General features: G+C 69.6%; 21 protein-coding genes. 3 read left to right on the top strand and 18 right to left on the bottom strand.

Annotation, left to right across the window (positions count from 1 at the left end):
• Nucleotides 1-145: 145 nt before the first annotated feature.
• The 5 genes from proB to F8178_RS06120 all read right to left on the bottom strand — a co-directional run bounded on the left by proB (nt 146) and on the right by F8178_RS06120 (nt 6,776).
• Nucleotides 146-1,288 (bottom strand): glutamate 5-kinase, encoded by a 1,143-nt coding sequence (gene proB / locus F8178_RS06140; protein ID WP_317493683.1) that lies wholly within the window; start codon nt 1,286-1,288, stop codon nt 146-148.
• Nucleotides 1,288-2,820 carry a GTPase ObgE gene (obgE, locus tag F8178_RS06135; RefSeq protein ID WP_317493900.1) on the bottom strand — a complete coding sequence of 511 codons (1,533 nt, stop codon included), beginning with the start codon at nt 2,818-2,820 and terminating at the stop codon, nt 1,288-1,290. Before obgE ends, proB begins: the two co-directional genes overlap by 1 nt.
• Before the next feature lie 179 nt (nt 2,821-2,999).
• Nucleotides 3,000-3,257, bottom strand: a complete 258-nt coding sequence (rpmA, locus tag F8178_RS06130; protein ID WP_317493682.1) for a 50S ribosomal protein L27 — start codon at nt 3,255-3,257, stop codon at nt 3,000-3,002.
• A 19-nt stretch (nt 3,258-3,276) separates the two neighbouring features.
• On the bottom strand, nt 3,277-3,591 hold the full coding sequence (gene rplU, locus F8178_RS06125; RefSeq protein WP_317493681.1) for a 50S ribosomal protein L21: 315 nt from the start codon (nt 3,589-3,591) through the stop codon (nt 3,277-3,279).
• A 185-nt stretch (nt 3,592-3,776) separates the two neighbouring features.
• Entirely contained in the window at nt 3,777-6,776 is a 3,000-nt protein-coding gene (locus tag F8178_RS06120; protein WP_317493680.1) for a translation initiation factor IF-2 N-terminal domain-containing protein, read from the bottom strand.
• A gap of 765 nt (nt 6,777-7,541) precedes the next feature.
• Between F8178_RS06120 and F8178_RS06115 the strand changes: the two genes are divergently transcribed.
• Both F8178_RS06115 and F8178_RS06110 read left to right on the top strand, forming a co-directional pair.
• On the top strand, nt 7,542-9,029 hold the full coding sequence (locus F8178_RS06115) for a S8 family serine peptidase (protein ID WP_317493679.1): 1,488 nt from the start codon (nt 7,542-7,544) through the stop codon (nt 9,027-9,029).
• 4 nt (nt 9,030-9,033) lie between these two features.
• A complete protein-coding gene (locus F8178_RS06110) occupies nt 9,034-9,744 on the top strand; it encodes an endonuclease V (RefSeq protein ID WP_317493678.1) in 711 nt (236 codons plus the stop codon).
• A gap of 103 nt (nt 9,745-9,847) precedes the next feature.
• Here the strand turns inward: F8178_RS06110 and F8178_RS06105 are convergent, their stop codons facing one another.
• The gene (locus F8178_RS06105; protein ID WP_317493677.1) at nt 9,848-10,390 is read right to left on the bottom strand and encodes a DUF488 domain-containing protein; all 543 of its coding nucleotides are present in this window, start codon (nt 10,388-10,390) and stop codon (nt 9,848-9,850) included.
• A gap of 56 nt (nt 10,391-10,446) precedes the next feature.
• Between F8178_RS06105 and F8178_RS06100 the strand changes: the two genes are divergently transcribed.
• Nucleotides 10,447-10,731 carry a SelT/SelW/SelH family protein gene (locus F8178_RS06100; protein ID WP_317493676.1) on the top strand — a complete coding sequence of 95 codons (285 nt, stop codon included), beginning with the start codon at nt 10,447-10,449 and terminating at the stop codon, nt 10,729-10,731.
• Between the two features lie 4 nt (nt 10,732-10,735).
• Here the strand turns inward: F8178_RS06100 and F8178_RS06095 are convergent, their stop codons facing one another.
• The 12 genes from F8178_RS06095 to F8178_RS06040 form a co-directional block, all read right to left on the bottom strand.
• Nucleotides 10,736-11,587 carry an ABC transporter permease gene (locus tag F8178_RS06095; RefSeq protein ID WP_317493675.1) on the bottom strand — a complete coding sequence of 284 codons (852 nt, stop codon included), beginning with the start codon at nt 11,585-11,587 and terminating at the stop codon, nt 10,736-10,738.
• Nucleotides 11,588-12,403 (bottom strand): ABC transporter permease, encoded by an 816-nt coding sequence (locus F8178_RS06090; protein WP_317493674.1) that lies wholly within the window; start codon nt 12,401-12,403, stop codon nt 11,588-11,590.
• A gap of 5 nt (nt 12,404-12,408) precedes the next feature.
• The gene (locus tag F8178_RS06085) at nt 12,409-13,365 is read right to left on the bottom strand and encodes an ABC transporter ATP-binding protein (RefSeq protein WP_317493673.1); all 957 of its coding nucleotides are present in this window, start codon (nt 13,363-13,365) and stop codon (nt 12,409-12,411) included.
• A gap of 121 nt (nt 13,366-13,486) precedes the next feature.
• Nucleotides 13,487-13,897 carry a nucleoside-diphosphate kinase gene (ndk, locus tag F8178_RS06080; RefSeq protein ID WP_317493672.1) on the bottom strand — a complete coding sequence of 137 codons (411 nt, stop codon included), beginning with the start codon at nt 13,895-13,897 and terminating at the stop codon, nt 13,487-13,489.
• 143 nt (nt 13,898-14,040) lie between these two features.
• Entirely contained in the window at nt 14,041-15,321 is a 1,281-nt protein-coding gene (locus tag F8178_RS06075) for a VWA domain-containing protein (RefSeq protein ID WP_317493671.1), read from the bottom strand.
• Nucleotides 15,321-16,637 (bottom strand): protein phosphatase 2C domain-containing protein, encoded by a 1,317-nt coding sequence (locus tag F8178_RS06070; protein ID WP_317493670.1) that lies wholly within the window; start codon nt 16,635-16,637, stop codon nt 15,321-15,323. Before F8178_RS06070 ends, F8178_RS06075 begins: the two co-directional genes overlap by 1 nt.
• Nucleotides 16,634-18,916: a tetratricopeptide repeat protein gene (locus F8178_RS06065; protein WP_317493669.1), complete on the bottom strand. Its 2,283-nt coding sequence runs from the start codon at nt 18,914-18,916 to the stop codon at nt 16,634-16,636. The genes F8178_RS06070 and F8178_RS06065 overlap by 4 nt, the downstream gene beginning before the upstream one ends.
• An 83-nt stretch (nt 18,917-18,999) precedes the next feature.
• Nucleotides 19,000-19,968, bottom strand: a complete 969-nt coding sequence (locus tag F8178_RS06060) for a glutamate ABC transporter substrate-binding protein (protein ID WP_317493668.1) — start codon at nt 19,966-19,968, stop codon at nt 19,000-19,002.
• Entirely contained in the window at nt 19,965-21,356 is a 1,392-nt protein-coding gene (locus F8178_RS06055; protein ID WP_317493667.1) for a hypothetical protein, read from the bottom strand. The genes F8178_RS06060 and F8178_RS06055 overlap by 4 nt, the downstream gene beginning before the upstream one ends.
• Before the next feature lie 143 nt (nt 21,357-21,499).
• Nucleotides 21,500-21,889, bottom strand: a complete 390-nt coding sequence (locus F8178_RS06050; RefSeq protein ID WP_317493666.1) for a DUF4233 domain-containing protein — start codon at nt 21,887-21,889, stop codon at nt 21,500-21,502.
• The gene (locus F8178_RS06045) at nt 21,889-23,307 is read right to left on the bottom strand and encodes a folylpolyglutamate synthase/dihydrofolate synthase family protein (protein ID WP_317493899.1); all 1,419 of its coding nucleotides are present in this window, start codon (nt 23,305-23,307) and stop codon (nt 21,889-21,891) included. Before F8178_RS06045 ends, F8178_RS06050 begins: the two co-directional genes overlap by 1 nt.
• A 145-nt stretch (nt 23,308-23,452) precedes the next feature.
• Nucleotides 23,453-26,080 carry a valine--tRNA ligase gene (locus F8178_RS06040; protein WP_317493665.1) on the bottom strand — a complete coding sequence of 876 codons (2,628 nt, stop codon included), beginning with the start codon at nt 26,078-26,080 and terminating at the stop codon, nt 23,453-23,455.
• Between the last annotated feature and the right edge of the window lie 3 nt (nt 26,081-26,083).

The raw sequence follows: 26,083 nt of genomic DNA, 5'->3' as shown, positions 1-26,083 counted from the left end.
TGACCGGCGACGGGCACCGGGCGCCGCTCTCGCCCCCGCTCGAGCCGGTGCGACCGGGAGACGCGCCGACCCGATCCCCATGACGGCACTGCCACCAGAGCCATTAAATTTGTGACCTAGATCACAATTATACGGATACGCCTACTCACGCCGACCGACCACGCGCAGCGTGGCCCTCACCGATCGGCACGAGGTCATCGGCATGGACCACCTCGCGGCGCTGGTTGGCCGGGAGCTCGGAGCTGGTCCGGCCAAGCATGGCGGGCAGCTCGCCCGCGTCGAACGCGACGACGCCGCGCGCCACCACCGTCTGTTCCGGATCAACCAGCTCCACCACGTCACCGGCGAGGAAGTCACCGTCGACGCCGGTCAGCCCGGCTGCCAGCAAGGAACGGCGTTGGTGCACCACGGCTGTCACCGCGCCGTCGTCGAGATGCAGCCTGCCTGCGACCCCTGCCGCGTAGCCGAGCCAGAAACGGCGAGCCGACAGGCGGCTCGGTGCCGCGTGGAAGACCGTGCCCACATCGGCCCGGTCCAGCGCACGCCCGGTGTCGTCCGCGCCCGCGAGCAGTACCGGGATTCCCGCCGCGGCCGCGGTACGCGCCGCGGCGAGCTTGGACACCATGCCCCCGGTACCCAACCCCGAGCTGGACCGGCCGATCTGCAACCCGTCCAGGTCGGAAGCGTTTCCGACCTCCCGGATCGCGCGCGTGGCACCGCTGCGCGGATCACCGTCATAGAGGGCGTCGACATCGGACAGCAACACCAGCGCCTCCGCCCCGACGAGGTGAGCCACCAGGGCGGCGAGCCGGTCGTTGTCACCGAATCGGATCTCCTCTGTGGCCACCGTGTCGTTCTCGTTCACCACCGGTACCGCGCCCAGTGACAGCAGCCGGGAGAACGTGCGCTGCGCGTTCCGGTAGTGCGCCCTGCGCGCCACGTCGTCCGAGGTCAGCAGCACCTGCCCCACCGTGAGGTGGTACCGACCGAACGACTCGGCGTAGGCGTGCGCCAGCGCGAGCTGTCCCACGCTGGCAGCAGCCTGTTGCGTGGCGAGATCCTCCGGCCTGCCCGCGAGGGACAGCGGGGCGATGCCTGCTCCGATGGCACCCGAGGAAACCAACACCACCTCACCGCCTGCGACGATCCGCGTCGCGACGGCGTCGACCAGCGCATCCAACCGTGACGTGTCCAGCCCGTTCGCCGCGCTGGTCAGTGCAGAGGAGCCTACTTTGACGACCAGGCGGCGCGCCGCCACGATCGCCTCCCTGACCCTTGTCGCGGTCATCACGCCCCCTCGCCGGCGGTATCCGTGTCGCCGCCGGTCTCACGTCCGTCGCCGCCTACGTCCCCGGCACCCTGCTGGCCGGAGGCCCTGCGCTGGTCACGGGCGTGCTTGCGCTCAGCCGCGCTGGTCCGGCCCGTCGAAGTCAGCCGGGTGTCGCTGCCGCGCCTGCCCATCCGGGCAGCCGTGCTCGCCGGTGTGGAGGGTTCCCAATCGAAGGTCACGTCCCTGATGGTCACCGAGCAGCCGGGTTCGGCACCCTGGCGCGCGAGCTCCTCCTCGACCCCGAGCCGCGCCAGCCGGTCGGCGAGGAACCCGACCGCCTCGTCGTTGCCGAAGTCCGTCTGCGACACCCACCGTTCCGGCTTCGTGCCGCGCACGATGAACCCCTCCGGGTCCTCGGGGTCGGCGACGACGCTGAAACCCGCGTCGTCGACCGCCTTGGGCCGCACCGTGACGCGCTTCGGCTCCGGCGGCGGCTGCTCCGCCCGATGCCGCTCCACCAGCTCGCCAAGCGCGAAGCTCAACTCCCGCAAACCCTGCCTGGTCGCCGTCGAGACCTCGTAGACGGGAAGCCCGCGCTCGGCGAAGTCGGCGCGGACCAGCTCCGCTAGCTCTGCGGCGTCCGGCACGTCCATCTTGTTCAGCACGATCACCCGCGGCCGCCCAGCCAGGTCGCCACCCAGTTGCGGCGTGTACTGCGCCAGCTCGGCCTCCAGCGCATCCACGTCCGACACGGGATCCCGACCCGGCTCGAACGTCGCGCAGTCCACTACATGCACCAGCACGGCGCACCGCTCGACATGCCGCAGGAAATCGAGCCCCAGCCCCTTGCCGGAACTCGCACCGGGGATCAACCCCGGCACATCCGCCACCGTGAACACCGTTGCAGTGCCGCGCGCACCGGTGTCGGCGGTCTCCCCCGCCGTCACCACACCCAGGTTCGGCACGAGGGTGGTGAAAGGGTAGTCGGCGATCTGGGGCCGCGCGGCGGAGAGAACCGAGATCAGCGAGGATTTCCCCGCCGAGGGAAACCCGATCAGCCCGACATCGGCCACCGAGCGCAGCTCGAGCACCAGCCTGCGCTCCTCGCCCTGTTCACCGAGCAGGGCGAAACCGGGGGCCTTACGCGCGCGGGAGGCCAGCGCCGCGTTGCCGAGCCCTCCCCGCCCACCGTGCGCGGCGACGAACCGGGTCCCGGCGCCGGTCAGGTCGGCGAGCACCTCCCCGTCCTCGTCGAGCACCACCGTCCCGTCGGGAACCGGGAGTTCGAGGGTCTCCCCCGCTGCGCCCGCGCGATGGCTGCCTTGCCCCTGCTTGCCGTTGCCCGCCCGGATCATCGAGCGGTAATGGAAGTCGAGCAGCGTGTGCACACCTGGGTCGACGACCAGAACCACATCGCCGCCGTGCCCGCCGTTACCGCCGTTCGGGCCGCCGAGCGGCTTGAATTTCTCTCGATGTATCGAGGCGCACCCGTGGCCCCCGTTGCCCGCGACGACATGGACCACCGCACGGTCGACGAACCGGGCCATGATCTCTCCTTGTCGGGTATTCCGGACACCGCACGGTGACCGCATGACTCAAGGGGCGGGCCGAAGGGTAATCGGTCCCGCCCCTTGAGCGAGGTGTGTCGCGGCCGTGAACCGCCTGCCCGGGGCAGGAGGAGCGCTTCCGCCTCTGTACCGTACCTGCCGTGCGGTACGGGCGGGTGCTCCTACTGCTCGGCCGGGACGATGTTGACTGTCTTCTTGCCGCGCTTGTGGCCGAACTGCACAGCGCCCGCGGAGAGCGCGAACAACGTGTCGTCGCCCCCACGACCGACGTTCAGGCCGGGGTGGAACTTGGTGCCACGCTGACGGATCAGGATCTCGCCCGCGTTCACGACCTGGCCACCGAAGCGCTTGACACCGAGCCGCTTCGCATTGGAGTCGCGGCCGTTCTTGGAGCTTGATGCACCCTTCTTGTGTGCCATGGCTGCTCAGGTTCCTTACCTACGCGTTGATACCGGTGACCTCGACGCGGGTCAGCTGCTGGCGGTGACCCTGGCGCTTGTGGTACCCGGTCTTGTTCTTGAACTTGTGAATGCGGATCTTGGGACCCTTGGTCTGCTCGAGAACCTTCCCGGTAACCGAGACCTTCGCGAGCGCGTCGGCGTCCGTGGTGACGGCGCCGTCGTTTACCACGAGCACCGCTGGGAAGGTGTGCTCGGTACCCGGCTCACCCTCGAGCTTTTCCACCTCGAGGACGTCGCCGACGGACACCTTGTACTGCTTGCCGCCGGTCTTGACGATCGCGTACGCCGACACGGATGCTCCTGCTTACTCGACAGTGGGTGGGAACGTGCGTGCCGGGTCGGCGGTAACGCTGACCGCTGGCGCGCACCACGCCCGCACTGGCCGCGGGCCTTCCTCTAGGTTACGTGCTCGCCGTACGGTGCGTGCACCGGGGTGGCAGGGAGGCCCACCCGATCCCCCGGCGCACGCCGTGTACGTCACGAACTGTCATCGTCACCCGACGAGGTCGCCGACGCGCCTACCGGGGGGCCCGCGGGCCGCGATGCCGTCCGGCGCGCCCTCTTTCGCACAGGGCGGCCGGTCCGAGCGGGCAGCTCGGCGGTGGCCGTCGCAGCGGAATCGCCTGCGGACCCCGAGTCACCGCTCCTGTCGTGCTGGGAGGCGTCCCGCTTCCCCCCGGTCGCCACCGCGCCTGGCACGGTGGCCTGCTCTCCGGCCGGTTCAGCTGACTCAGCAGGGGTGTCCGCCGTCACTGCTGAGGCCGCCGCTGCCGCGTGCTCGGCGGTCCCGACAGCCACTTCGGCGACCTCGGCGACTTCGGAGGTGTCGGAGGTGTCGGGGGTGTCGGGGGTGGCTTCCTGCGCGCCCTCGGTATCGGCGGCGCCCTTGGCCGCTGCGAGCTTCGAAGCGTTGGCCATGGCCTGAACCGCGGACACCGCGGATTCCCGACGCCCGCCAGCCGGGACTTCGGCGCGCGAGGTGTCCTCGTCCTTTGCCTTTCCCTTCCCGCGTTGCTTGCCTTGCTTGCCGCTCTCACTCGGCGGGTGCTCGTGGGCGTGCGGTTCGGTACTGACCACCGCACCGCGCCCTTTGCAGTGTTCACAGGCCCGGGAGAACGCCTCGAGCAGGCCGGTACCGATCCGCTTCCTGGTCATCTGGACGAGTCCCAGCGACGTCACTTCGGCGACCTGGTGACGCGTGCGATCCCTGCCGAGGCACTCAGTGAGCCTACGCAGCACCAGATCCCTGTTGGACTCCAGCACCATATCGATGAAATCGATCACGATGATGCCGCCGATGTCGCGCAACCGCAGCTGCCGCACGATCTCCTCGGCCGCCTCGAGGTTGTTCCTGGTCACCGTCTCTTCGAGATTGCCACCCGATCCGGTGAACTTGCCCGTGTTGACGTCGATCACCGTCATCGCCTCGGTGCGGTCGATGACGAGGTAGCCACCGGACGGCAACCACACCTTGCGATCGAGCGCCTTGGTGACCTGCTCGTGGATACGGTAATCGTCGAAGACGTCGCCCTTACCGACGTAACGTTCGAGACGCGCCGTCAGGTCGGGCGCCACGTGCTGCACGTAGGCGTCGACGGTTTCCCACGCGACCGAGCCCTGCACGACGAGCTTGGCGAAGTCCTCAGTGAACAGGTCTCGAACGACCTTGATGAGCAGGTCGGGCTCTTCGTAGAGCAGTGACGGCGCTCCCTTGGCGTTACCAGAGGCACCGCGAGCGCTGTCGGATTTCTCCTTGATGATCTCCCACTGAGCCTGCAACCGCCGCACGTCGCGTTCGATCTCGGACTCGCTGATTCCCTCCGACGCGGTCCGGATGATCACACCGGCGTCCTCGGGTACCACGCGCTTAAGGATGTCCTTGAGCCTGCGGCGCTCGTTCTCCGGGAGCTTGCGGGAGATCCCGGTCGCACCGCCGCCCGGCACATAGACGAGGAAACGCCCGGGAAGCGAGATCTGGGTGGTCAACCGCGCGCCCTTGTGCCCGGCTGGATCCTTCGTGACCTGGACCAGCACGGTGTCGCCGGTGTTGAGTGCCTGCTCGATCTTGCGTGACTTGCCCTCGAGGCCCGCGGCGTCCCAGTCGACCTCGCCCGCGTACAGCACGGCGTTGCGGCCACGGCCGATGTCGACGAAGGCGGCCTCCATGCTGGGCAGCACGTTCTGTACCCGACCGAGGTAAACGTTGCCGACGATCGACCCGGAGCCAGCCGAGGTCACGAAGTGCTCGACGAGCATGCCGTCTTCCAGCACGGCGATCTGGGTGGTGCGGTCCTTCCCGGAGTTCTTGCCGTGACCGGAGGCACCGTTGGCGGCGCTCTCCTTGATGACCATGGTCCGCTCGACGGACTCCCGCCGGGCGAGGAACTCCGACTCGGACAGCACGGGGGCACGTTTGCGGCCAGCTTCGCGACCGTCCCTCCGGCGCTGCCGCTTCGCCTCCAGCCGCGTGGAGCCGCGCACACTGCGCACCTGGTCGTCTGAGCTGTCCTGCTCACCGTTGCTGGCAGCACCTGAGGAGTCGTCACCGGAGCCGGAGTCATCGCCGGAGCCCTTCCGCCTCCTGCGCCTGCGCCGCCGCCGGGTGGAGGCATCGGACTGGTCCCCGCCGCCGGACTCCGCAGGGGTCTCGCCGTCATCGCCCGAGCCGGCCTGTTCGCTGCCGCGGCCGGTCGTCTCGTCCTGCGCCTGCTCAGCTTGCTCTGCTTGAGCTGCCTGCTTGGCTCGGGCAGGCTCACCCTGTTTGGCCTGCTTGGTGGCAACGCCTGCGTCGTCGTCCTGCGTCGTGCCCTGGCTCTCGTCGCCGCCCTTGCCCCTGCCGCGACCGCGGCGGCCACGCCTGCGTCGCCGCCGCGAGCCACCGTCATCACCGTCATCACCGCCGTCACCGACGTCACCGGCGGCATCGTCGCCGGTCTCGCGGTTCGCCCTACCGGCGCCAGCCGCGCTCGCACCGCCTCCGGCGCTGGTTCCTGGCTGCTCCGATACCTGGTCGGACCCGCTCGCCTGCGCTGCCGCCGAGCTGGGCTCCGGCGGCAGGAAAACCGGCGACGGGGGCGTGAATTGGGGCACGTGTGGGGCGGCCGCCGCGGGCTGCCGCGAGGACTCGGACCGCTGCTGGCCGGCAGTGGTTCCGGCATCGCTACCGGCGTCCGGGGCCTCGGCCCCGCCCGGCTGGTCGACTTCGGTGTCCACCTGCGGAGCGGTCTGCGTACCACCTCCCTGGGTACCGAGGGCTTCGGCGACCCGGAGGGCGACATCGCGGGACACGCTCGACTGGGGGCTGCGTGCGCTCTCCCCGAGATCACTCAGCGTGCCGAGAACGTGCTTGCTCGTGGATCCGAGCAGCTTCGCCAGAGCGTGCACCCTGATCCGTGCGGGCAGCTCGGATGCCCAATCGGACGCAGGTGTGCTGGTATCCCCGCCTGCATTACCGGCGGGCTCTCCTGTGTTCGTCATATAACTCCTCCGCCCCCGGGCGCATCCGGACCTCGCCAGCACCGCCGGGCGGGCGGGCGGCTGGTTGCGGATGCGGCCGCGCAGGGACCCCTTTCTGCCTCTTGTCCGAAGTGCGCCGACCACCTGCCGGAGCGGGTAGCGGCGGCGCGCTTATCGCCTTCACTTGTCGGTAGGTCCACACCTTCACCGGGTCGGCGTCGACGTTCGATCTCCGCACCCGCTCGCCACCGGCTGCCACGAGCCCCGTCACGGAAACCGAACGGGCCGATGGTGAGCAGCCCTACCGGCATGCTTGGTTCTGTTGTATGCCGCTGTGGGGTACCCCACAACGGGAATCCTTGTCTCCCACCGCCCGCCAGGCGGGACACCGAGCGAGCGGTTACCTCCGCAGCGACCCCTCCGTGGCCCACTGACCTCGGCCTCGCTCCCCATCGTCGAGCCACGCGGGGTGGCGACGACGCGGTGTCACGCGCGAGAAGCCGCTGGATCCCCGCACCGCGCCCTCCCACTGCGTGGTACACCCGGAGACGCCCGGTCCGGCGATCAGGTTCAGTATCCCATACCGTCGCGCCGTCGCGTGTCACTCGGTGGCTCGCGCGCCGCCTCCCTGCAAGGGTCAGCAGACCGTGCCTACTTCCAAGTCGGGTTATTCATCTCACGAGCCGACAGACCGCGCGCCGGTCACCCGCACCCTGCCGGGGTAACGACAAGAACAGCGGCCGCCCCACTTGTCGCAGGGAACCGAAGTGGCTACCGTGCGCAGCTATGGCTTCGTTGAGGTTGCCTGTTCGCGCCGTGGCAGGCACCGGTGTGGTGCTGGTGTGCACTACCCTCCCGCTGGCGCACGCACAGGTGACCACGAGCGCGCACGAGCTCGACCCCGCGGTGGCGACAGATACCACGGTGACCGGTGAGGGCCCCTGCCGCGAGTCCGGGACGCCACTGCGGCACATCGTGGTGTTCCCGGAAGGTACACAGCAGCGTCGCGCGGACGATGCCGTCACCGACGCGTGCGGCCGGAGCACCGCTTACTACCCGGAGATCGCCGTCGCCGTGGCCACGTCCGCCGACCCCGGGTTCGCGGCCCGGCTGCCCGATGGTGCCCGTTCGTTCAGCGCGCAGCACGAGCGCACGCTCGCGGCAGCGGACTCACCGTCGCGACACACCACGACGGGCGAACGGCCGGAACTACGACCGACCGATCCGGCCACGGTTCCTGCGGACGATCGCACGAGCGAGCAGTGGAACATGGAGATGATCAACGCGCCGCAGGCGCACACGATCAGCCGGGGCGACCCGGACGTGATCGTGGGTGTGCTCGACTCCGGCATCGACCCGCGGCACCCGGACCTGGCGGGATCGGTCGACGAGGATCTCTCGGTCGACTGCCTGTCGGGGGCGCCGCGAACCGGCAGCGACGTCGCGGCGCCCGACACCTCACCGCACGGCACTCATGTCGCGGGGACCATCGCTGCCGCCGACGACGGCGAGGGCATCACCGGTGTCGCCCCGGGAGTCACCCTGGCCTCGATCAAGGTGATCGGTGGCCGGGGCTTCGCCGACCCCGAGGCCGTAGTGTGTGGCCTGATGTGGGCTGCGGACAACGGGATGGCGGTGACCAACTCCAGCTACGTGGTCGATCCGTGGTCGCTGTCCTGCGCTACCGGCGAGGACGTCGATACGGTCCGGGAAGCCGTCGCGCGCGCCGCCGACCACGCCAACTCGGGCGGGACCCTCAACATCGCCGCGGCCACCAACGATGGCGTCGACCTCTCCCCCGCCACCTCCGGCGGGGATGGCTGCCAGGCGCTGCCCGCGAGCCTGCGCTCGATGGTCACCATCTCCGCGGTGGATGCCGCAGAGCGCAAGGCAGGCTACAGCTCGTACGGCCTCGGGGTGATCGCGACGGCAGCGCCGGGGGGTGACGAACGTACCTGCGTCCTGTCGACCGTGCCGGGCGGGTATACCCGGATCTGTGGCTCGTCGATGGCCGCACCGCACGCCACGGGGGTCGCGGCGCTGATCGCCTCGGCGAACCCCGACTACGACCCAGAGCGCATCGCCTCGGCGCTGACCGCGAGCGCGGCCGATCTCGCCTGTCCCGCCGACTACGACGTCAGCGGCAACGGCAGGCAGGACGCCTACTGCAGCGGTTACTCCGGCTACAACGGTTTCTACGGGCACGGGCTCGTCGACGCCTACACCGCACTGTCCACGGCGGACTCGGCAGGAGCCGGCGTCGGACCGTCATGACGATATGACGGCGGCGGGAGCGGATCCGGGGACCTGGCCGGGTTCCCCGGTCGAGCTGTACGCGCGGCAGGACGCGCTCGCCCGTGCCCGGCCACCAGCCTGGCGGGCGCAGCCCCGGCCGCTGGTGGCAGGCTGCTTCGCGGCGTTCCCGCACGGGCTCACCGGCCCAGGCGCGGCAGGCGATCCGGTGTGGGCAGGGGCGGCGCTCTACCGAGGCAAGCGATGCCACGGCAGGGCCACCGTCACCGGGACGGCAGGCTGGCGATACGAACCGGGGCATCTGGCGTTGCGGGTGGGGCCGATCCTGGAATCGGTGGTCCTCGCCCTGCCGAACAGCCCGGATGTGCTGCTGGTCGATGCCACCGGGCGCGACCACCCGCGCCGCTGCGGATTGGCGCTGCACCTCGGGGCCGTCCTCGGGCTTCCCACCATCGGCGTCACCCACCGTCCGCTGCTGGCGAGCGGACCTTGTCCCTCGGACGAGCGGGGCGCCACCAGCCCCCTGCTGCATGACGGCGAGCTCGTGGGGCACTGGCTGCGCATGCGAGCGGGCCGCAGACCGGTGGCGGTGCACGCGGCCTGGCGCACCGATGCCGATACCGCGGCCCGAGTCGTGCTCGGCACCGGGCACCATCGCACGCCAGGGCCGGTGCGGGAGGCCAGGCGACTGGCACGGCAGGCACGGCAGGCGCGGGCTACCAACGCGAGCCCGTAGCGAGCTCTCCGGCGTCGAGTCGCGTCACTGGAAAGTACCGAAACACGACACCACCACCAACCCACCACCCTGCTGGCCCCGTGGCGGGCGCCTGCGCCGCGTGCTACGGCGTCAGCGGTGGCTGGTCGGCGTCGTAAACCAACACTCGTTCCTCCGGCACCAATCGCGCTTCCTCACTCGGCCGGTGCTCCTGGAACGTGCCGTCGTGCATCAGGTGCCACACGTCCACCCCGCGCGCCAACACCAGGAAGTCGGCGATCAGCTTGCGGTGGCACCGCCACCACACCGATTCAGCGCACATGATCGCGGTTCGCTGCCGCCGCGCTCCCGACAGCAGCGCCTCGATGGCGTCCAGAAACTCCACCGAACGCATGTGCCCGGCGTAGCCGCAGAACGCACGGTTGGCTAAGGCCGTGTCCAGCGTGTCCGGCACCACCTTGCGCCAGCCGCCAAGGCGCTCGTCCCATCGGTACTCGATACCACCCGTCGACAGCCATCGCGACATCGCATCGTGGGCGACATCCGGATTGCGCTTGCTGGCAGGAACCCTGCGCACGTCGACTACCTGTGCCACACCGGCATCGCGGAGCAGCCTCAACAGCTCGGTGGATTCCGCGGTACCGTGGCCGAAGGTCAGCAGCATCATGACGATTCACTCTCACACGCGTCGCCGGTGCCGTGAACCGAGACGATACTGGAGCCATGGACATACGGCAGCCGCGAGTGGAGATCGAGTACTGCACTCAGTGCCGCTGGCTCCTCAGAGCAGGGTGGCTCGCCCAGGAGCTACTCACCACGTTCAGCGAGGAGCTCGGCGAAGTCGCCCTCGTCCCAGGCACCGGCGGCGTGTTCGAGGTCCGCGTCGACGGCCACGGCGTCTGGTCCCGCGCCGAACAACGCGCGTTCCCGGAACTCACCGAACTCAAGCGGCTGGTGCGCGACCTGGTCGCGCCGGACCGGGATCTGGGACACGCGGACCGTCGCTGAGGCTCTACCGCAACAGCAGGCCGGCCAGCCTACGCGAGGTCACCCACAGGCCCAGCGCCGACAGCGCCACCAGGTAGGCCACGTGGCCCGCCATCATCGGGTCCAGCACCCCCACCGACAACCCCCTGGCCAATTCCACCCCGTGGTACAGCGGAGAGAGCTGCACCAGCAGCTGCAGCGGTTCCGGGTACACCGACAGCGGGAAGAACGTGGCGGAGAATAGGAACAGCGGCATCACCGCGAGCTGGATGTAGTCGAACTGCGAGACCGTACGAATGTAGGTCACGCACGCCATCCCCAGCGCGGCGAACGTGAACGCCACAAGCAACGCCACCGGAACCAGCAGCAGCACCCACGGCGAGCCCGCCAGCCCGAGCGCGCTGATCGCGGCGAGGAACGCCGCCGCGTACAACCCGCCCCGCAGCATCGACCAGCTCATCTCACCCATGGCGATGTCCATCGGGCCGATCGGGGTGGCCAGCATGCCGTCGTAGACCTTGGCGTGGCGGATCTTGAAGAACACGTTGAAGGTGGCGTCGTAGACCGCCCCGTTCATCGCCGAGGCCATCATCAGCGCGGGCGCGACGAAAGCGGCGTAGTCCATCGTTACCCCGCCGGGGCCGACCACCTCGGTCACCAAGGCCCCGAAACCGACCTGGAAGGCCAGCAGGTAGAAGACCGGCTCGACGATGCCGGAGACGAAGACCGGCCACATCCTCCTGCCCACCAGCAGCGAGCGTTCCAGTACCTTGGTTGCCCGCCCGGCGTACATACCCGGCGGCAGCACCCGCAGGGTGAGCCCGCGCCGCGCGCCGGTGGTGGCTACCCGGCCGATCCGGTCGGCGTCCGTCGCCATTCAGACCACCAGCCTGCGGTAGAACCGGTGGCGCGCGAGCAAGCCACCGCCGACCAGCACAGCGGCCAGGAACGTGAGGTGACCGAGCGCCGGGAGCCACTCCGCCCCACCGAGCGCGGCCGCCCTGGCCAGCTCGTTGCCGTGCCACAGCGGCGACAACCACACCAGCGCCTGCACCGGCGTGGGCAGCACGCTGATCGGGAAGAACGTCCCGGAGAACAGCATCACCGGGATAACCCCGAACCGTAACAGCGTGCTGAAGGCGTTGCTCGGGTTACGCACCGTCGCCGACAGCGCCATCACCGGCGCGGCGAACGCCAGTCCGGTGAGCACGCCGATCGGCACCGCCAATGCCGCACCGAACCCCAACCACGCACCCAGCGGTAGCGCGATCACGGCGTACACGCCGGCCGACACCAGCAGCCGCACCGCCACCCACATCAGCTCGCCACCGAACACCTGCCCCGGGGTGATCGGGGTGGCCACGGCGGCGACGTACTGCCGCTGCCACTGGAACCCGGAAGCGACCTTCCAGGTGGACTCCAACACGGCGTTCATCATCGCGCCTGCCACCAGCATGCTCGGCGCGACGAACTGCAGGTAACCGACACCTTCGGTGTCCGGGCCCGGCTCCACCTGGGACCCGAAGCCCAGGCCCATCGCGGCCAGGAACAACAACGGCTGCAATCCCGAGGAGTACAGATTGGACCGCCAGTAGCGGCGGTACCACATCCACTGGCCTTCCACCCGCAACCAGGCAGCCCGGAACGAGTTCACCACCCGTACGGGCACACCCTGCCTCTGTCGAGTCGACATGCCCATCAGTCGACCAAGCTCCGCCCGGTGAGCGTGAGGAACACATCCTCGAGGGTGCTGCGTCGCACCAGCGAGGAGACCGGGCGCATCCCGCCCGCGTGGGCAGCGTTCAGCGCCGCGTCCCCGTGGTCGGTGTAGACCAGCACCCGATCGGGCAACCGCTCGACACGCTCGGCCACGCCGTCCATCTCGGGCAGCGCCTGCCCGTTCTCGCCCACGGGGAACCGCAGCTCCAGCACCTCACGAGTGCAGTGGCGCGCGATGAGCTCGGCGGGTGACCCCTCGGCCACGATCCGGCCGCCGTCCATCACCACCAGCCGGTCGCACAGCTGCTCGGCCTCGTCCATGTAATGCGTCGTGATCAGCAGGGTGACGCCGAGTTGCTTGAGCCGGAACAACCGGTCCCACAGCAGGTGCCGGGCCTGCGGATCAAGGCCGGTGGTCGGTTCGTCCAGCAACAGCAGGTCAGGGTCGTTGACCAGCGATCGGGCGATGGTCAGGCGCCGCTTCATGCCACCGGACAGCGGCTCCACCTCGTCATCGGCGCGATCGGACAGCTGCGCGAACTCCATCAACTCCATGGCCTTGGCCCGCACCTGGGCCCGCGACATCCCGAAGTAGCGACCGTAGACCTGGAGATTCTGCCTGACCGTCAACTCGGCGTCCAGGTTGTCCTCCTGCGGCACCACCCCAAGCCGCGCCCGGATCCGCGGGCCGTCGGTCCGCGGATCCATACCGAGCACGCGCAGCTCACCCTCGGTGCGCGGCGAGACGCAGGCGATCATCCGCATCGCCGAGGACTTGCCTGCGCCATTCGGGCCGAGAAACCCGAACGCCTCTCCTCTACCGACGTCGAGATCGATGCCCCGCACGGCTTCGAGGGTCCCGAACCGCTTCACCAAAGCCTTGGCCATGACCAGCGGTTGGCCCGCTCGCGCCGCGCTGTCCTCGGCTGTTGCCATGCCACCACCTTGCCCCTTCGCGCGCGGTGGAGGTCAATACGCCCGACCCCCAGCCGCGGCGAGCCTAACGCCCCGTCCCGACAGCGTCCCGACAGCACGGAGCGGCCCGAGCGGGCGGTGGTCACAGGTCAGGGAACCACAGCTTCAGCTCGCGCTCGGCCGACTCCGGCGAGTCGGAACCGTGCACCAGGTTGTACTGCACCTCGAGGCCGTAGTCGCCGCGCAGCGTCCCCGGCGCGGCCTTGTCCACCGGATCGGTTCCGCCTGCGAGCTGCCGGAACGCGGCCACCGCACGCGGCCCCTCGACCACGGCACAGACCACGGGACCCGAGGTGATGAACTCCAGGAGGTCCTCGTAGAACGGCTTGTCCCGGTGCTCGACATAGTGCTCCTCGGCGAGCGAGCGCGGCACGTGACGCAGCTCCAGCGCGACGATGGTGAGCCCCTTGCGCTCGATACGGGAAAGCACCTCACCGACGAGTCCCTTGCTGACAGCGTCGGGCTTGACCAGGACAAACGTACGCTCGGTCACGATCGATCCGTTCCCTTCCGTTCACGTCGGATGTTCTCCAGCAGCCTACGATGCCGCGGGTACCCGCCGTGCCGGCAGGTGCACCGGATGAGTGGGCGGCGCGGCGCCCGGCTCACACCCCGGCATCCCGCGCCGGACCGCCGTCACTGTTGTCTGCGCATCCGCGTGGTCACCACCGAGCGGGTGTCGAGCGTCATGTGGTCCAGGGTGTCCACCGACGGTTTGATCCGCACCCGCCCCCGCTCGGCATCCTCGATGTCCACCACCTTGGACAGCAGCTTCATCGTCTCCGCGTGCTCGGACAGGGAGGCCAACGCGACCGCGCGTCCCAGCTTGTGGGTAGCGGTGTCCAGATCCCCCGCCCGGTGGGCGTCCAGCCCGTGCTGGATGGCCGTCGCCAGCTCGACCTGGCCGGTGTAGTGGGCGACCTGCGGGTCGAGCACCCCGTAGTAAGCGGGGTCGTCGGTCCACGTGGCGAGCACCTTGCCGTTGCCGAGCACATCACCGTCAGGGCCGACGACGCTGACCCGGCAGGCCAGCATGGTGTCGCCGACCCCGGCTGCGGGCACCGCGATGCGTACCTGGAACGCACGGGTCTCAGCCTCCCACGCCCCGGTTGGGTAGTCGGTCGCCTGTGCCTTGGCCGGCTCGCCGTGAGTGGTGAGATCCAGCACCGAAGGGTCGACCTGGCGCACGAGCGTGACCTCGGCATCTTTCGGCGTCCACAGCCGCAGCGCCACATCCGGCACGGATAGCCGCATCGCCCGTTCGATCATGGCGGTGAAATCCGCCACCAGGTCCTCGGGTTCGGCGACGATATCCACGGTACCGAGCATGGCTTCCGCGATCTGACGTAGCTCGCTGACCAGCCAATCGGTACCCACACCGCGGCAGTCGCAGCGGAAGCGGTCCCGCAGATCCGCCAGCGTCGTGGTGAGGGCTTCCGGGGATTCGGAGGTGTTCCGCCCGTCGGTGAGCAGTATGGCGTGCCGCAGCTCGTACTCGCTGCCGTCGAACAGCTCGGCCGCGGCACGCAGCCACCGGCTCATCGCCGTCCCGCCCCCCGCGCCGAGGTCGTCGACCGCGCGCTTGGCTGCCCGCCGTGTCTCCTCGCCTGCCACGGCCAACGCCTGCTCGCTCGGGTAGATCATGGTGGCCTCGTGCGTGCCTGCCACGATGGCGAACCCGGCCCCGTCGCGCAGGCTGTCGATCGCGGCGTGCGCGGCGCGCTTGGCGGCCGCGAGCTTGCTCGGCCGGTACATCGAGGCCGAGCAGTCGAGCATGATCACCGCGGCGGTGGAGGGTGAGACCTGGTGGTCAGCGGAAGGGTGCGCGGTGACCGACACGATCGCGTCGACCGTGTCGGCCCCGCGAGGCAGGTATCGGTTCTGCGCGATCTCGACATCAAAATGTGACTGGCGCATCACGGCCACCCTCCCGCAGCCGGAAAGGGCAAGGCAATCACCGCCACGTTGTCGCGGCCTCCACTGGCCAGCGCGTACTCCACCAGGCCCAGCGTAGCTTCGGCGGCGTCACGGTGGCCGAGGATCTCGGCGGCCAGCTCGGCCGGGTCACCCAAGTACCCCCACAGCCCGTCGGTGCACAGCACGACCACCCCCGGCCGGGCAGGGTGGACCGTGACGATCTGCGGGTCCATGCCATCGGAGTCGGCACCGAGCCAACGGGTGAGCGTATGCGCCGCCCTCGTCCCGTCGGCGAGGTAGGAGTTGCGCACCGTGTGGTCGATGGTCAGGCACGCGGCGCCGTCGACCACGCTGCCGTCGGTGGCCGCCGTGGTGTCCCGCGTCCCTGCCGCCACCCAGTACGCGCGGCTGTCCCCCAGCCACGCCACCGTCACTTCAGTGGAGGTGGCCACCACCGAGACATAGGTGGTCGCCGGTGCGTCCACCTCGTCGAGGCCCCCACCAGCGAGGCTGGTGACCGCGTCCGCAGCGGCAGCCATCGCCATGGTGCTCGCCTTCCTCGGGTCCAGCCCGTCGGCCAGACACCCGAGCAGTTCGGCCGCGCCCGCGTCGGCGGCGTCCTGCGCCGCTTGCCCGGAGTGCGCGCCGGAACCGACACCGTCGCAGACGATGGCCACGACGTGATCGGGACGCGCGGATTCGCCGGTGAACCCGAACGCCATGGCGTCGGCGTTCGAGTCACGCACCCTTCCCCGGTCGCTGACTCCAGCGACCACCCCAAGATCGGCCGACATCCGCTCCCTGCCGACCGGCTGGCGAAGCCCGCACTGCTCGCAGTAGCCGTCCTCGTCGACGGTGGGATGCGCGCAATGGACGCACTGCTCCCGGTCGTCGATGGCGCCGCCCACCGGGGTCACCGTGAACCGCGGGCCTGCTCCCCGCGCCGGTGGCGATGCCTCACCCGGAGGTTCCGTCGCGGGCCACACGATCTCGGTCCGCGCGGGCGCGTCGGCACCGCTCGGCAGCTCGGTCGCGACACCGGCGGGTTCGGCAGGCGGATCGGGAGGCGGATCGGCGCCACGCTCGGCCTGGAGAGCCGCAGCGGGCTCGCCGTCGGGCGCGGGATCGATTGCCGATGTGGGCGGCGCTGCCGGTACGGGCGGTGGTGGGGGTGCGGGCGGTGGCATCGGATGGGCGGCGGGCGCCGCGTACGGTGTCGCCGCGGGACCCGTAGCGAGCCGCTCGCCGCAAGCCTCGCAGAACACGTCCTCGCGCCAGACCGGCTCATGGCAAGCAGGGCATTGCGTCGTGGTCACGTTCGAGTCCAAGGACGTACGTGATTGGCCCGGTCGACCAGCGCGTACCGCTCCCGTAGGCTGCCCGCGTAGCGGGCACGGACCCGATAGCGGTGTTCGAGGGCGCGCCGTAGCGGATGCTCGGTCAGCGAACACCCGAGGACCTCGACGTGGTCGCCGTGCCCGTCCCCTCGCTCGAGCGTCCACCGCAGCGCCGACTCCAACAGCTCGGTCTCCACCTGGGCCTGGCTGGCCTCGTCGAGATCGAGATCGGCGAGCCGTTTGCCCGCCGCGGCGAGGTCTTCGGCGGTCAACACGTCGGTATCGGCGGTCACCGTGCCCACCCGCACGGCCGCTACGGCCGCCGCGAGATGGTGCGCCGACGAAGGCGGAACCGAGCCCAGCACGGCCGCGGCTTCGGCGCGCTCGCCGTCGCGCAGCAGGACACGGGCGAGCCCGAACGCCGCGCTGACGAACGAGCGGTCGGTGCGCCACACGAGGCGGTAGTAATGCTCGGCATCGGTCCGATCGTCGAGCAGCTCAGCGCACACCGCCAGTGCCAGCTTGGGAGCGAGCTCGCCGGGCAACTCTCCCAGCACAGCGTCGAATTCGCCGCGCGCCCGTTCGGGGAGATCGACCGCCAGCGCGGCCAACCCCACTGCCCAGCGCGCCCGCCACGAGTTCGCATCCGCCAGCAGCTCGGCCTGCCGCCAGGCCTGGTCATGATCGTCCAGTTCGATCAGCGCGCGCACCCTGCGAAGCTGCACCTCGCTCGTGGGGTGGACATCGTGCAGCGACTCAAGCAGCTCCGCGGGTGAGGCAGCGGCCAGGGTGGTCAGCAACTCGGCGGCGGGATCGGTGATATCGACCCTCGGCACCGGAAGCTCCCGCGCCACCTCGGTACGATCCACCGGCCGCAGCGGCCGCAGCTGGCGCTGTTCGGTGGGCACGTCGCCGTCCGCTGCCGCGCTCGCCTGCGCACTCCGGTCGTCGTCCCGGTACTTCCGAGGTTCACTCTCACCGCCGGTGGCGAACCCACGCAGCTCCGGCCCGAAGTAGGCCGAAGCCGCTTGCCTGGGCTGCCCGTCGGATGCGGCCATGACCTCCCGCAACACGCCCGTCAGCTGCTCGGCCATTTCGGCGGCCGAGGCGAACCGGCGCGCGGGGTCGGGATGGCAAGCGCGCAGCAACGCCCGGCGGAACGACTCGTGCTCAGCCATCGGCGGCGCTTCGGACGGCGGGGGTAACCGCGTGGCATAGCGGCCGGTGAAGTCGAACGGGAACGACAACACCGCCAGCGTCCGTCCCATGGCGTAGAGGTCGGAGGCCACCGACGGGCCCTGCTCGGCCACCTCGGGCGCCTGGTAGCCGACGGTGCCGTACACCGCGGCCGAGATGTCGTCGACGTGCCGCACCGCCCCGAGATCGATGATCTTGAGCAGCTCCTGGGTCTGCACCATGTTGTCCGGCTTGACGTCGCAGTACAGCAGGCCCTCGTCGTGCAGGTATCCGATAGGGCGCAGCGCCTCGATGGTGTAGGCCAGCGCCTGCTCGATCGGCAGGCTCGCCCTCGGCCCTTCCTCCCGGCGCCGCTGCTTGACGAGATCCTTCAGCGACTGCCCGCCGACGTACTCCATCACGATGTAGCCGGTGCTGCCACCGTCGGACTCGCTCTGCTGCACGAAGTTGTGAATCTTGACGATGTTCGGGTGCTCCACCTTGGCCAGGAAGTGGCGTTCCGCGATCACCGCGGCGGTAGCATCGGCGTCGGCACTGTCGATCAGGCCTTTGAGCACCACCCAACGTCCCGACACCGCCCGGTCGCGCGCCAGGTACACCCAGCCGAGCCCGCCGTGCGCCAGGCAGCCCAGCACCTCGTACTGGTCGTGTACCACGTCACCCGGCTGCATAGCCGGGGTGAAGCGGTAGCGCTGACCGCACTGCGGACAGAACCCGTCCGCGCGGGCGGGCCGTCCCGGCCGGGAACGCCCCACCGGACTCTGGCAGCGGGCGCAGAACCGCTGGTTCTCCGGCACCTCCGGGTCGGTGATGACCACCTCGGCGGGATCCCGGTACGGCACCGGTGGCACCTCCACCAACCCGGCGCCCAGCATTCCCCGCCCGGACGATCCCGGTTGTGAGGGTGCCGAGCTGGTGGTCACCGACGGGCTGGACCACGTCGCCACGCTGTCGGTGCGGGTCGACGCGCGGCCCGCATCGTCCGCCTGCAGCCCGCACGAGCCGCAGAATCCGTCCTCGTCGATCTCACCCGCACAACCGACGCGAGGACACCTAGCCATGCCGCCCTCCTCCGTCATATCGATCCGCATCCAAAGCCCACATCACCGGGATCACCGGCGCGCCCTTGGCGTGCCGAGCAGTGTCACCGGTACGTGGGCTCCGGCGGATCCGCGGGTCCCAACGCGGGCTCCAACCACTCCGCGTAGAGCTCCTGCCAACGGTTCTCACGAAGCTCCTCCAGGAAGGCGTTGACGTAACGCACCATGTCCTCGTTGCCTTGCGGGATCCCGATCCCGTACGGCTCGTCGCTGAGCGGGTCGCCGACCACCTCGAGCGTCGGGTCCTGCTCGGCCATGCCGGCGAGGATGGTGTCGTCGGTGGAGATCGCTTCCACCTGACCCTGCTGCAGCAGCACGAGGCAGTCGGAGATGCTGTCCACCTCAACCAGCACCGGCCGAGGATCGGCCGAGGCGACATTGACCGAGGAGGTCGAGCCACGCGGCGCGCAGACCTCCTCGCCGCCGAGGTCCTCCAACCCGGAGTAACCGGAATCCTGCTGCACCAGCACCCGCTGATGCGCGACGTAATACACGCTCGAGTAGTCGATCTTCTCGGCCCGCTCGCAGTTCATCGTCATCATGAACACGACGACATCCACGGATTCGCTGGTCAACGCCGGTATGCGGTCGGCAACCGAGACTCCCCGGAACTGCACCTTGTCCCGGTCACCGAGCAACGACTCGGCGAGCTCGCGGGCGATGTCGATGTCGAACCCCTCCAACTCGCCCGTGATCGGATCACGGAAACCGAACAGGTAGGTGTTCTGGTCGATCCCGACGGTCAGATGCCCTCGCTCGACGATCTCGGCCATGGTGGATCCGTCCGGCACATCGGTGCCGTCCGGCGGCAGGCTCGCTGTCGGGTCACCGCAGTCGGGCTCGTCCCCGTCGTCGGCGGCGGGAAGCTCCTCGGTGACCCCGGCGTTGGCCGGCATGGGCCGTTCCGCGGGTGGCGCGGACACCACCGTGCGTGGCTCGCCAACCGGACCGCAGCCCGCGGCCACCAATGCGATCGCGGCGATACCGGCGATAGCGATCACGAAACGTCTCATCGGTACTCCCTGAGGCGCTGTCGGATGCCGATGACGACCCCGCAGGCACCGACGGCCGCCAGCGCCAACCACCCTTCCGGCAAGGCGGTCAGCGCGCGTTGCCCGGTCACCGTCGAGGTCACGAACTCTTCCCTGCCCGCCTGGATCGCCTCGGCCAAGCTGCTGTCCAGCCGTTCGAACGCTGCCCCGGCACCGTAGGACGAGCGGGTGTCGACAGCCAGATCGACCGCCCTGGCATACTCTCCGCCGTCGACCAGCTCTGCCAGCCTGTCGTGCGTGTCGAGCCACCGAGCCGCGGCTTCGGTGGCGTCATCGACGGGTCCGGCGAGCTGCTCGGGTGCGTTGTCGCGAAGCTCACCCAGCCTGCCCCCGGTGCCGTCCTGGCCACCGACCTGTTCGGCGAGCTCCGCGAAACTGTCCTCATAGGCCTCGCCGTCACCGCGCGCGATCAGCGCGAGCAGCTCGTCGGCCCTGGCCTGCAGGGCGGTGATCCGGGTCTCCACCAGCACATCCACCTGGTCGGAGCCCGCACGCTGGCCCGAGGCGACATGATTGCCCTGAACCGTCAACGCGACCGCGCTCCACCCCAGGCCGACGAGCAACGCAACCGTGGCCATCACCAGCCCGATGTTGTAGCGCCGTTTCACCAGCCACTTGATGTGCGACTGGGCGCGCAGCAGGCAGGCGAGCGCGACGATCACCAGCCCGGTCGCCACCAGCGGAACCCCAGTGGCCACGGACTGCGCGTCGGACAGCCGCTCCCGTTGGAGCTGGTACAGCTCCTCCACCGCGGGCAGGATCTGTTCCCGCATCAGGTGCGAGGCCTGCCGCAGGTAGGCGGCTCCCACGGGCAGGCCCTGCTGGTTGTTCGCCCTGGCCGTGCCAACCAACTCGGCGTAGACGGGGACGTCCCGGACGACCACCGACACCTCACCGGAGGCTTCGGGATCCGTCGCCGGGTCGAACCCGGCCAGCGCCAGCGAGGGGCCGACGGTCGCGAGGTCGTTCTCGTAACGCGTGCGCAGCTCCTCCGGCTCGTCGGCCGCCGCGAGGAACGACATCGCGGCGGTCGCGTCGGCGTCGGACAGCGCGCGGTACACCTCCTGCACGGTGGCCGCGATCGGCTCGTCCCGCTCGACGAGGTTCGCGGTGTCCTGCGCCTTGGCGCTGGTCGACGTGGCGGCCACGATGCCCGCACCGAGGATCAGGGCCACGAGCACCACCCCGATGATGGTGAGTCTGCCTGGCGTGGTCGACCAGCTACGCCGCGTTTCCGTGCCGACACGGCCGACGGCCGTGCCCGCGCGCCGCAGCAGTGACCGCCGGGGCCTGTCGCTCGGATTACCGGGCTGGCGCGCATCAGGATCGTGCCGCAGCGCTGTACCCACCTGCTTACCGCTCCTCCTGCTTGTGACCGGGCCGAAGCTAACGCGTCACACTAACAGGTGACAGCGGGGCAAAGCAGGCATGATGGCTGAATCCATTCCGGGAACGATTCATCCGGACCGGCCAGCAACGCGTTGAGCGCCCCCTACGCCTGCTGACCGGGCAGCGTGCCCTCGGCCATGCGCCTGGCGACCACGCGGCGTAACCACAGCATGTAGATCCAGGCACCCGCGAACAGCAGCCCGACCACGCCGATGGCGGGTAGCGCTGGCAGGAAAGCGACCAGCACCGCCTGGAGGACGAACACCACGGCGACCACCCAGCGGTATCGCAGCAGCCCGCAGCAGGCGATCAGCCCGGCGAGCACGCCGAACAACGCCCAGCCCTGCCAGCTCGTCACCCCCTCGCCGAGGTCGGCGACCACCAGCAAAGCGAGGCCGACCACGATGACCTGCAGGATCAACGCGCCCGCCATGACACCGCGGAACGAGCGCATCGGATCCTTGATCGGCTGCGCCGTGCTGCCCTCGCCCATCAGGCTGGTTCCTTCCCGAACAGTGCCCGTGCCTCACCAGCCGTGACGACCGAGCCGGTGATCAGCACCCCGCCGCCAGCCAGCGGCTCCTCCGGATCGTCGGTGTGCTCCACCAGGGTCACCGCGGCCTCCACGGCCGAGTCCAGCCGCGGCGAGACGTGCACCCGATCCTCGCCGAAGATGGGGCGCGCGATCTCCGCCAACCTTTCCGGGGGCACCGCCCGGGGCGAGGAGTTGGTGGTGACCACGATGTCGGAGACCACGGGCTCGATCGCTTCCAGGATGCCGGTGACGTCCTTGTCGTCGAGCACCGCCACGACCGCGACCAACCTGCGGAACGCGAACTCGGCGTCGATGGCGGTGGCCAGCGCCCGCGCAGCGTGCGGGTTGTGCGCCGCATCCAGCAGCACCGTGGGAGCACCCCGCACCGGCTCCAGCCTGCCAGGCAGTTCCAGCTCGGCGAAGCCCTCCCGGATCGCCTCGATCACCAGCTGGCGGCCCTTGCCCGCACCGAAGAACGCCTCCACGGCGGCCAGCGCCAGCGCGGCATTGGCCGCCTGGTGCTCGCCGTGGGCCGGGAGGAAGATGTCGTCATATACCCCGCCGAGCCCCTGCAAGCTCAGCTGCTGCCCGCCGACGCCCTTCTCCCGCCGCAGCACGCCGAACTCCTGACCTGCGCGAGCCACCGCGGCGTCCACCTCGACCGCACGCTCCAGCAGCGTGCGCAGCGCATCGGGCTCCTGCTCTGCGAGTACGGCCACCCCCTCCTTGCCGATGACACCCGCCTTCTCCCGCGCGATGGACACGAGATCATCACCCAGGTACTCCCTGTGGTCCAGGCTCACCGGCGTGATCGCCGCGACCTGCGCTTCGGCAACATTGGTGGCGTCCCAGGTTCCCCCCATGCCCGTCTCCAGCACGGCGACGTCCACCGGGGCATCGGCGAACACGGAGAACGCCATCGCGCTCAGCACCTCGAATTTGGTCATCCGTGGCGCATCGGGTGCGCGCGCGTCGTCCACCATGCCGATGAACGGCTCCAGATCCCGGTAGCTGTCCACATAGGTCGACGCGGAGATGGGTACACCGTCGACGCTGATGCGCTCGGTCACCAGCTGCAGGTGCGGGCTCGTGAAACGGCCGACACGCAGCCCCATCCTGGTCAACAGCCCCTCGATCATGCGGACCACCGACCCCTTGCCGTTGGTTCCCGCGACCTGGATCACCGGGTAGTTGTGCTGCGGATCCCCCACCATATTCAGCAACGCGGTGATGCGCTGGATGGTGGGCGCGATCTTGGTCTCGCCCCAGCGTTGATTCAGCTCCGCCTCGACGCTGCGCAGCTCGGCATGCGCACGCTGCTCGACCTCGGGATCCGGCTCGATCGGTTCGTCGGGCGTCTCGGGCGTGTCCGGCATGGGGCCTGCGGCGAGCTGCTCGGCCGACAGCTCGTCCAGCACCGCGTCCTCATCGCGCTCATCCTGCACGGTATGTACTCCCAACCCACGTATCGACTGCCCGAACGATGCCCGGATCTCCCGGCGGGTTCCGGCGGCTCGCGCCTTACGGAAGTGTCGCCAGCCGGGACTCGATGCGCTCGATGTCCGACTCGGCGGCCCGCTTGCGCTCCCGCACCTTCGCGACGACCTCTTCGGGCGCTTTTTCCACAAAGGACTGGTTGGTCAGCTTCTTGTCGTTTTGTTCCAGCTCCTTACGCGCCGTAGCAAGATCCTTCTCGAGGCGCTTGCGCTCGGCGGCGACGTCGATCGTCCCGGAGAGGTCGAGTTCGACGTGCACGCTGCCGCCGCTCAGCCCCACCTCGATGGCGGCGCCTGCCGAAAACCCCTCCCCCTGCTCGGTCAACCGGGTAAGGGTACGCACCGCGGCCTCGTGGCCCGCCACATCGCCAAGGCCCGGGCCGGACATCCGGGCGGAAACCCGCTGCCCCGGTCCGAGCCCCTGGTCGGCGCGGAATCGCCGGATCTCGGTGACCAGTTTCTGCACGTCGCCGATCCGGGTGGTCGTCGCGTCATCGGCGTAGCCAGCGTAGCCCGCGCGATCACCGGGCCAGTCGGCGACGACCAGGGACTCACCACCGGTCAACGCGATCCACAACCGCTCGGTGACGAACGGGACGAAGGGGTGCAGTAGCCGCAGCACGGTGTCGAAGACATGCCCAAGCACGGCGCGGGTCGTGGCCGCCCCGCCTTCGGCGATCTGCACCTTCGCCAGCTCCAGGTACCAGTCGCACAGCTCGTCCCAGGTGAAGTGGTAGAGCTGCGTGATGACCTTGGAGAACTGGAACTGCTCGAACTGCGCATCCACCTCGGCGGTCACCTCACCCAACCTGCCAAGGATCCACCGGTCAGCCTCGGTCATCTCGCCCGCATCGGGCAGCGGTCGGGCGGTGGTGGCGCCGTTCATCAGCGCGAATCTGGTGGCGTTCCACAACTTGGTGCAGAAGTTCCTGGCACCGGCAACCCATTCCTCGGCCAACGCCAGATCACTACCGGGGGTCGCTCCCCTGGCGAGGGTGAACCGGGTCGCGTCGGCACCGTAGTTGTTCATCCACTCCAGCGGGTCGATCACGTTGCCCGCCGACTTGGACATCTTCTTCCCGCCCGCGTCACGGATCAGCCCGTGCAGGTACACGTGGTCGAAGGGCTGCACCCCGTCCATGGCGTACAGCCCGAACATCATCATGCGGGCCACCCAGAAGAACAGGATGTCGTAGCCCGTGGACAGCACGCTGGTCGGGTAGAACCGCGCCAGGTCGGCCGTCTCGTCCGGCCAACCGAGGGTGGAGAACGGCCACAGTCCCGAAGAGAACCACGTGTCGAGCACGTCGGCGTCCTGGTACCAGCCGTCCTCGGACGGCGGTTCCTCGTCCGGACCGACACAGACGGTCTCGCCGTTGGGCCCGTACCAGATCGGGATGCGGTGTCCCCACCACAACTGGCGCGAGATCGTCCAGTCGTGCATGTTGTCGACCCAGTCGAAGTAGCGCTTGGCAAGCTCGGGCGGGTGGATGACGGTACGCCCGTCGCGCACGGCCTCGCTGGCCGCACGGGCGAGCGGCTCCACCTTGACCCACCACTGCAACGACAGCCGGGGCTCGATCGCGGTGTCACACCGCGAGCAGTGCCCCACCGCGTGCACGTACGGGCGCTTCTCGTCGACGATGCGGCCGCGCTCCCGGAGCGCGGCCACCACCGCAGGGCGCGCCTCGAACCGGTCCAGCCCTTCGAACGGGCCGGAGGCGGTGATCACGGCGCGTTCATCCATGATGCTCGGCATGGCCAGCTCGTGCCTGCTGCCGATGGCGAAGTCGTTCGGGTCGTGGGCCGGGGTGACCTTCACCGCTCCGCTGCCGAACTCGGGATCCACCTGTGCATCGGCGATGATAGGGATGCGTCGCCCGGTCAGCGGCAGCTCGACCTCGGTGCCAACGAGGTGGGTGTACCGCTCGTCGTCCGGGTGTACCGCGACCGCGGTGTCACCGAGCATGGTCTCGGCCCGCGTGGTGGCCACCACCACCGACTTCTCCCCCTCGCCGTACCGGATCGAGATCAGCTCCCCATCGACCTCGGCGTGGTCGACCTCGATGTCGGATAGCGCGGTCTGGCAGCGGGGACACCAGTTGATGATCCGCTCCGCCTGGTAGATGAGACCGTCCTCGTAGAGGCGCTTGAACATGGTGTGTACCGCGCGGGACAGCCCGGGATCCATGGTGAATCGCTCGCGCGACCAGTCGATGCCGTCACCGAGGCGGCGCATCTGGTCGAGGATCATGCCCCCGTACGTTTCCTTCCACTCCCACACGCGCTCCACGAACCGCTCACGGCCCAGGTCGTGACGGGAAACTCCCTGCTCAGCCAGCTCGCGCTCGACCACGTTCTGCGTCGCGATACCCGCGTGGTCCATGCCAGGCAGCCACAGCGCCTCGTAGCCCTGCATCCTGCGCCGCCGCACCAGCGCGTCCATCAACGTGTGGTTCAGCGCGTGGCCCATGTGCAGGCTGCCGGTGACGTTCGGCGGCGGCAGCACGATGCAGAACGGGGGCCTGTCGGACGCGGCGTCGGCCGTGAAGTATCCCGCGTCTACCCACCGCTGGTAGATCGCGGCCTCTTCCTCGGCCGGGTTCCAGGCGGACGGGAGCTCGGTCGCTGGCTGCGCTGCATTCTCGGTCACAGC

It is taken from the genome of Haloechinothrix sp. LS1_15 (genome assembly GCF_033042135.1).
Taxonomy (GTDB): domain Bacteria; phylum Actinomycetota; class Actinomycetes; order Mycobacteriales; family Pseudonocardiaceae; genus Haloechinothrix.
This window is presented reverse-complemented; position numbering and strand designations above follow the sequence as displayed.

Excerpts from the sequence above, each read along its gene's own strand:
- F8178_RS06110 (WP_317493678.1), top strand. The coding sequence starts at position 9,034 with ATGACGGCGGCGGGAGCGGATCCGGGGACCTGGCCGGGTTCCCCGGTC.
- F8178_RS06060 (WP_317493668.1), bottom strand. The coding sequence starts at position 19,968 with ATGAGACGTTTCGTGATCGCTATCGCCGGTATCGCCGCGATCGCATTG.
- F8178_RS06120 (WP_317493680.1), bottom strand. The coding sequence starts at position 6,776 with ATGACGAACACAGGAGAGCCCGCCGGTAATGCAGGCGGGGATACCAGC.
- F8178_RS06050 (WP_317493666.1), bottom strand. The coding sequence starts at position 21,889 with ATGGGCGAGGGCAGCACGGCGCAGCCGATCAAGGATCCGATGCGCTCG.
- F8178_RS06115 (WP_317493679.1), top strand. The coding sequence starts at position 7,542 with ATGGCTTCGTTGAGGTTGCCTGTTCGCGCCGTGGCAGGCACCGGTGTG.
- F8178_RS06045 (WP_317493899.1), bottom strand. The coding sequence starts at position 23,307 with ATGCCGGACACGCCCGAGACGCCCGACGAACCGATCGAGCCGGATCCC.
- F8178_RS06105 (WP_317493677.1), bottom strand. The coding sequence starts at position 10,390 with ATGATGCTGCTGACCTTCGGCCACGGTACCGCGGAATCCACCGAGCTG.
- F8178_RS06100 (WP_317493676.1), top strand. The coding sequence starts at position 10,447 with ATGGACATACGGCAGCCGCGAGTGGAGATCGAGTACTGCACTCAGTGC.
- F8178_RS06085 (WP_317493673.1), bottom strand. The coding sequence starts at position 13,365 with ATGGCAACAGCCGAGGACAGCGCGGCGCGAGCGGGCCAACCGCTGGTC.
- proB (WP_317493683.1), bottom strand. The coding sequence starts at position 1,288 with ATGACCGCGACAAGGGTCAGGGAGGCGATCGTGGCGGCGCGCCGCCTG.
- F8178_RS06075 (WP_317493671.1), bottom strand. The coding sequence starts at position 15,321 with ATGCGCCAGTCACATTTTGATGTCGAGATCGCGCAGAACCGATACCTG.
- F8178_RS06065 (WP_317493669.1), bottom strand. The coding sequence starts at position 18,916 with ATGGCTAGGTGTCCTCGCGTCGGTTGTGCGGGTGAGATCGACGAGGAC.
- F8178_RS06090 (WP_317493674.1), bottom strand. The coding sequence starts at position 12,403 with ATGTCGACTCGACAGAGGCAGGGTGTGCCCGTACGGGTGGTGAACTCG.
- F8178_RS06095 (WP_317493675.1), bottom strand. The coding sequence starts at position 11,587 with ATGGCGACGGACGCCGACCGGATCGGCCGGGTAGCCACCACCGGCGCG.
- rpmA (WP_317493682.1), bottom strand. The coding sequence starts at position 3,257 with ATGGCACACAAGAAGGGTGCATCAAGCTCCAAGAACGGCCGCGACTCC.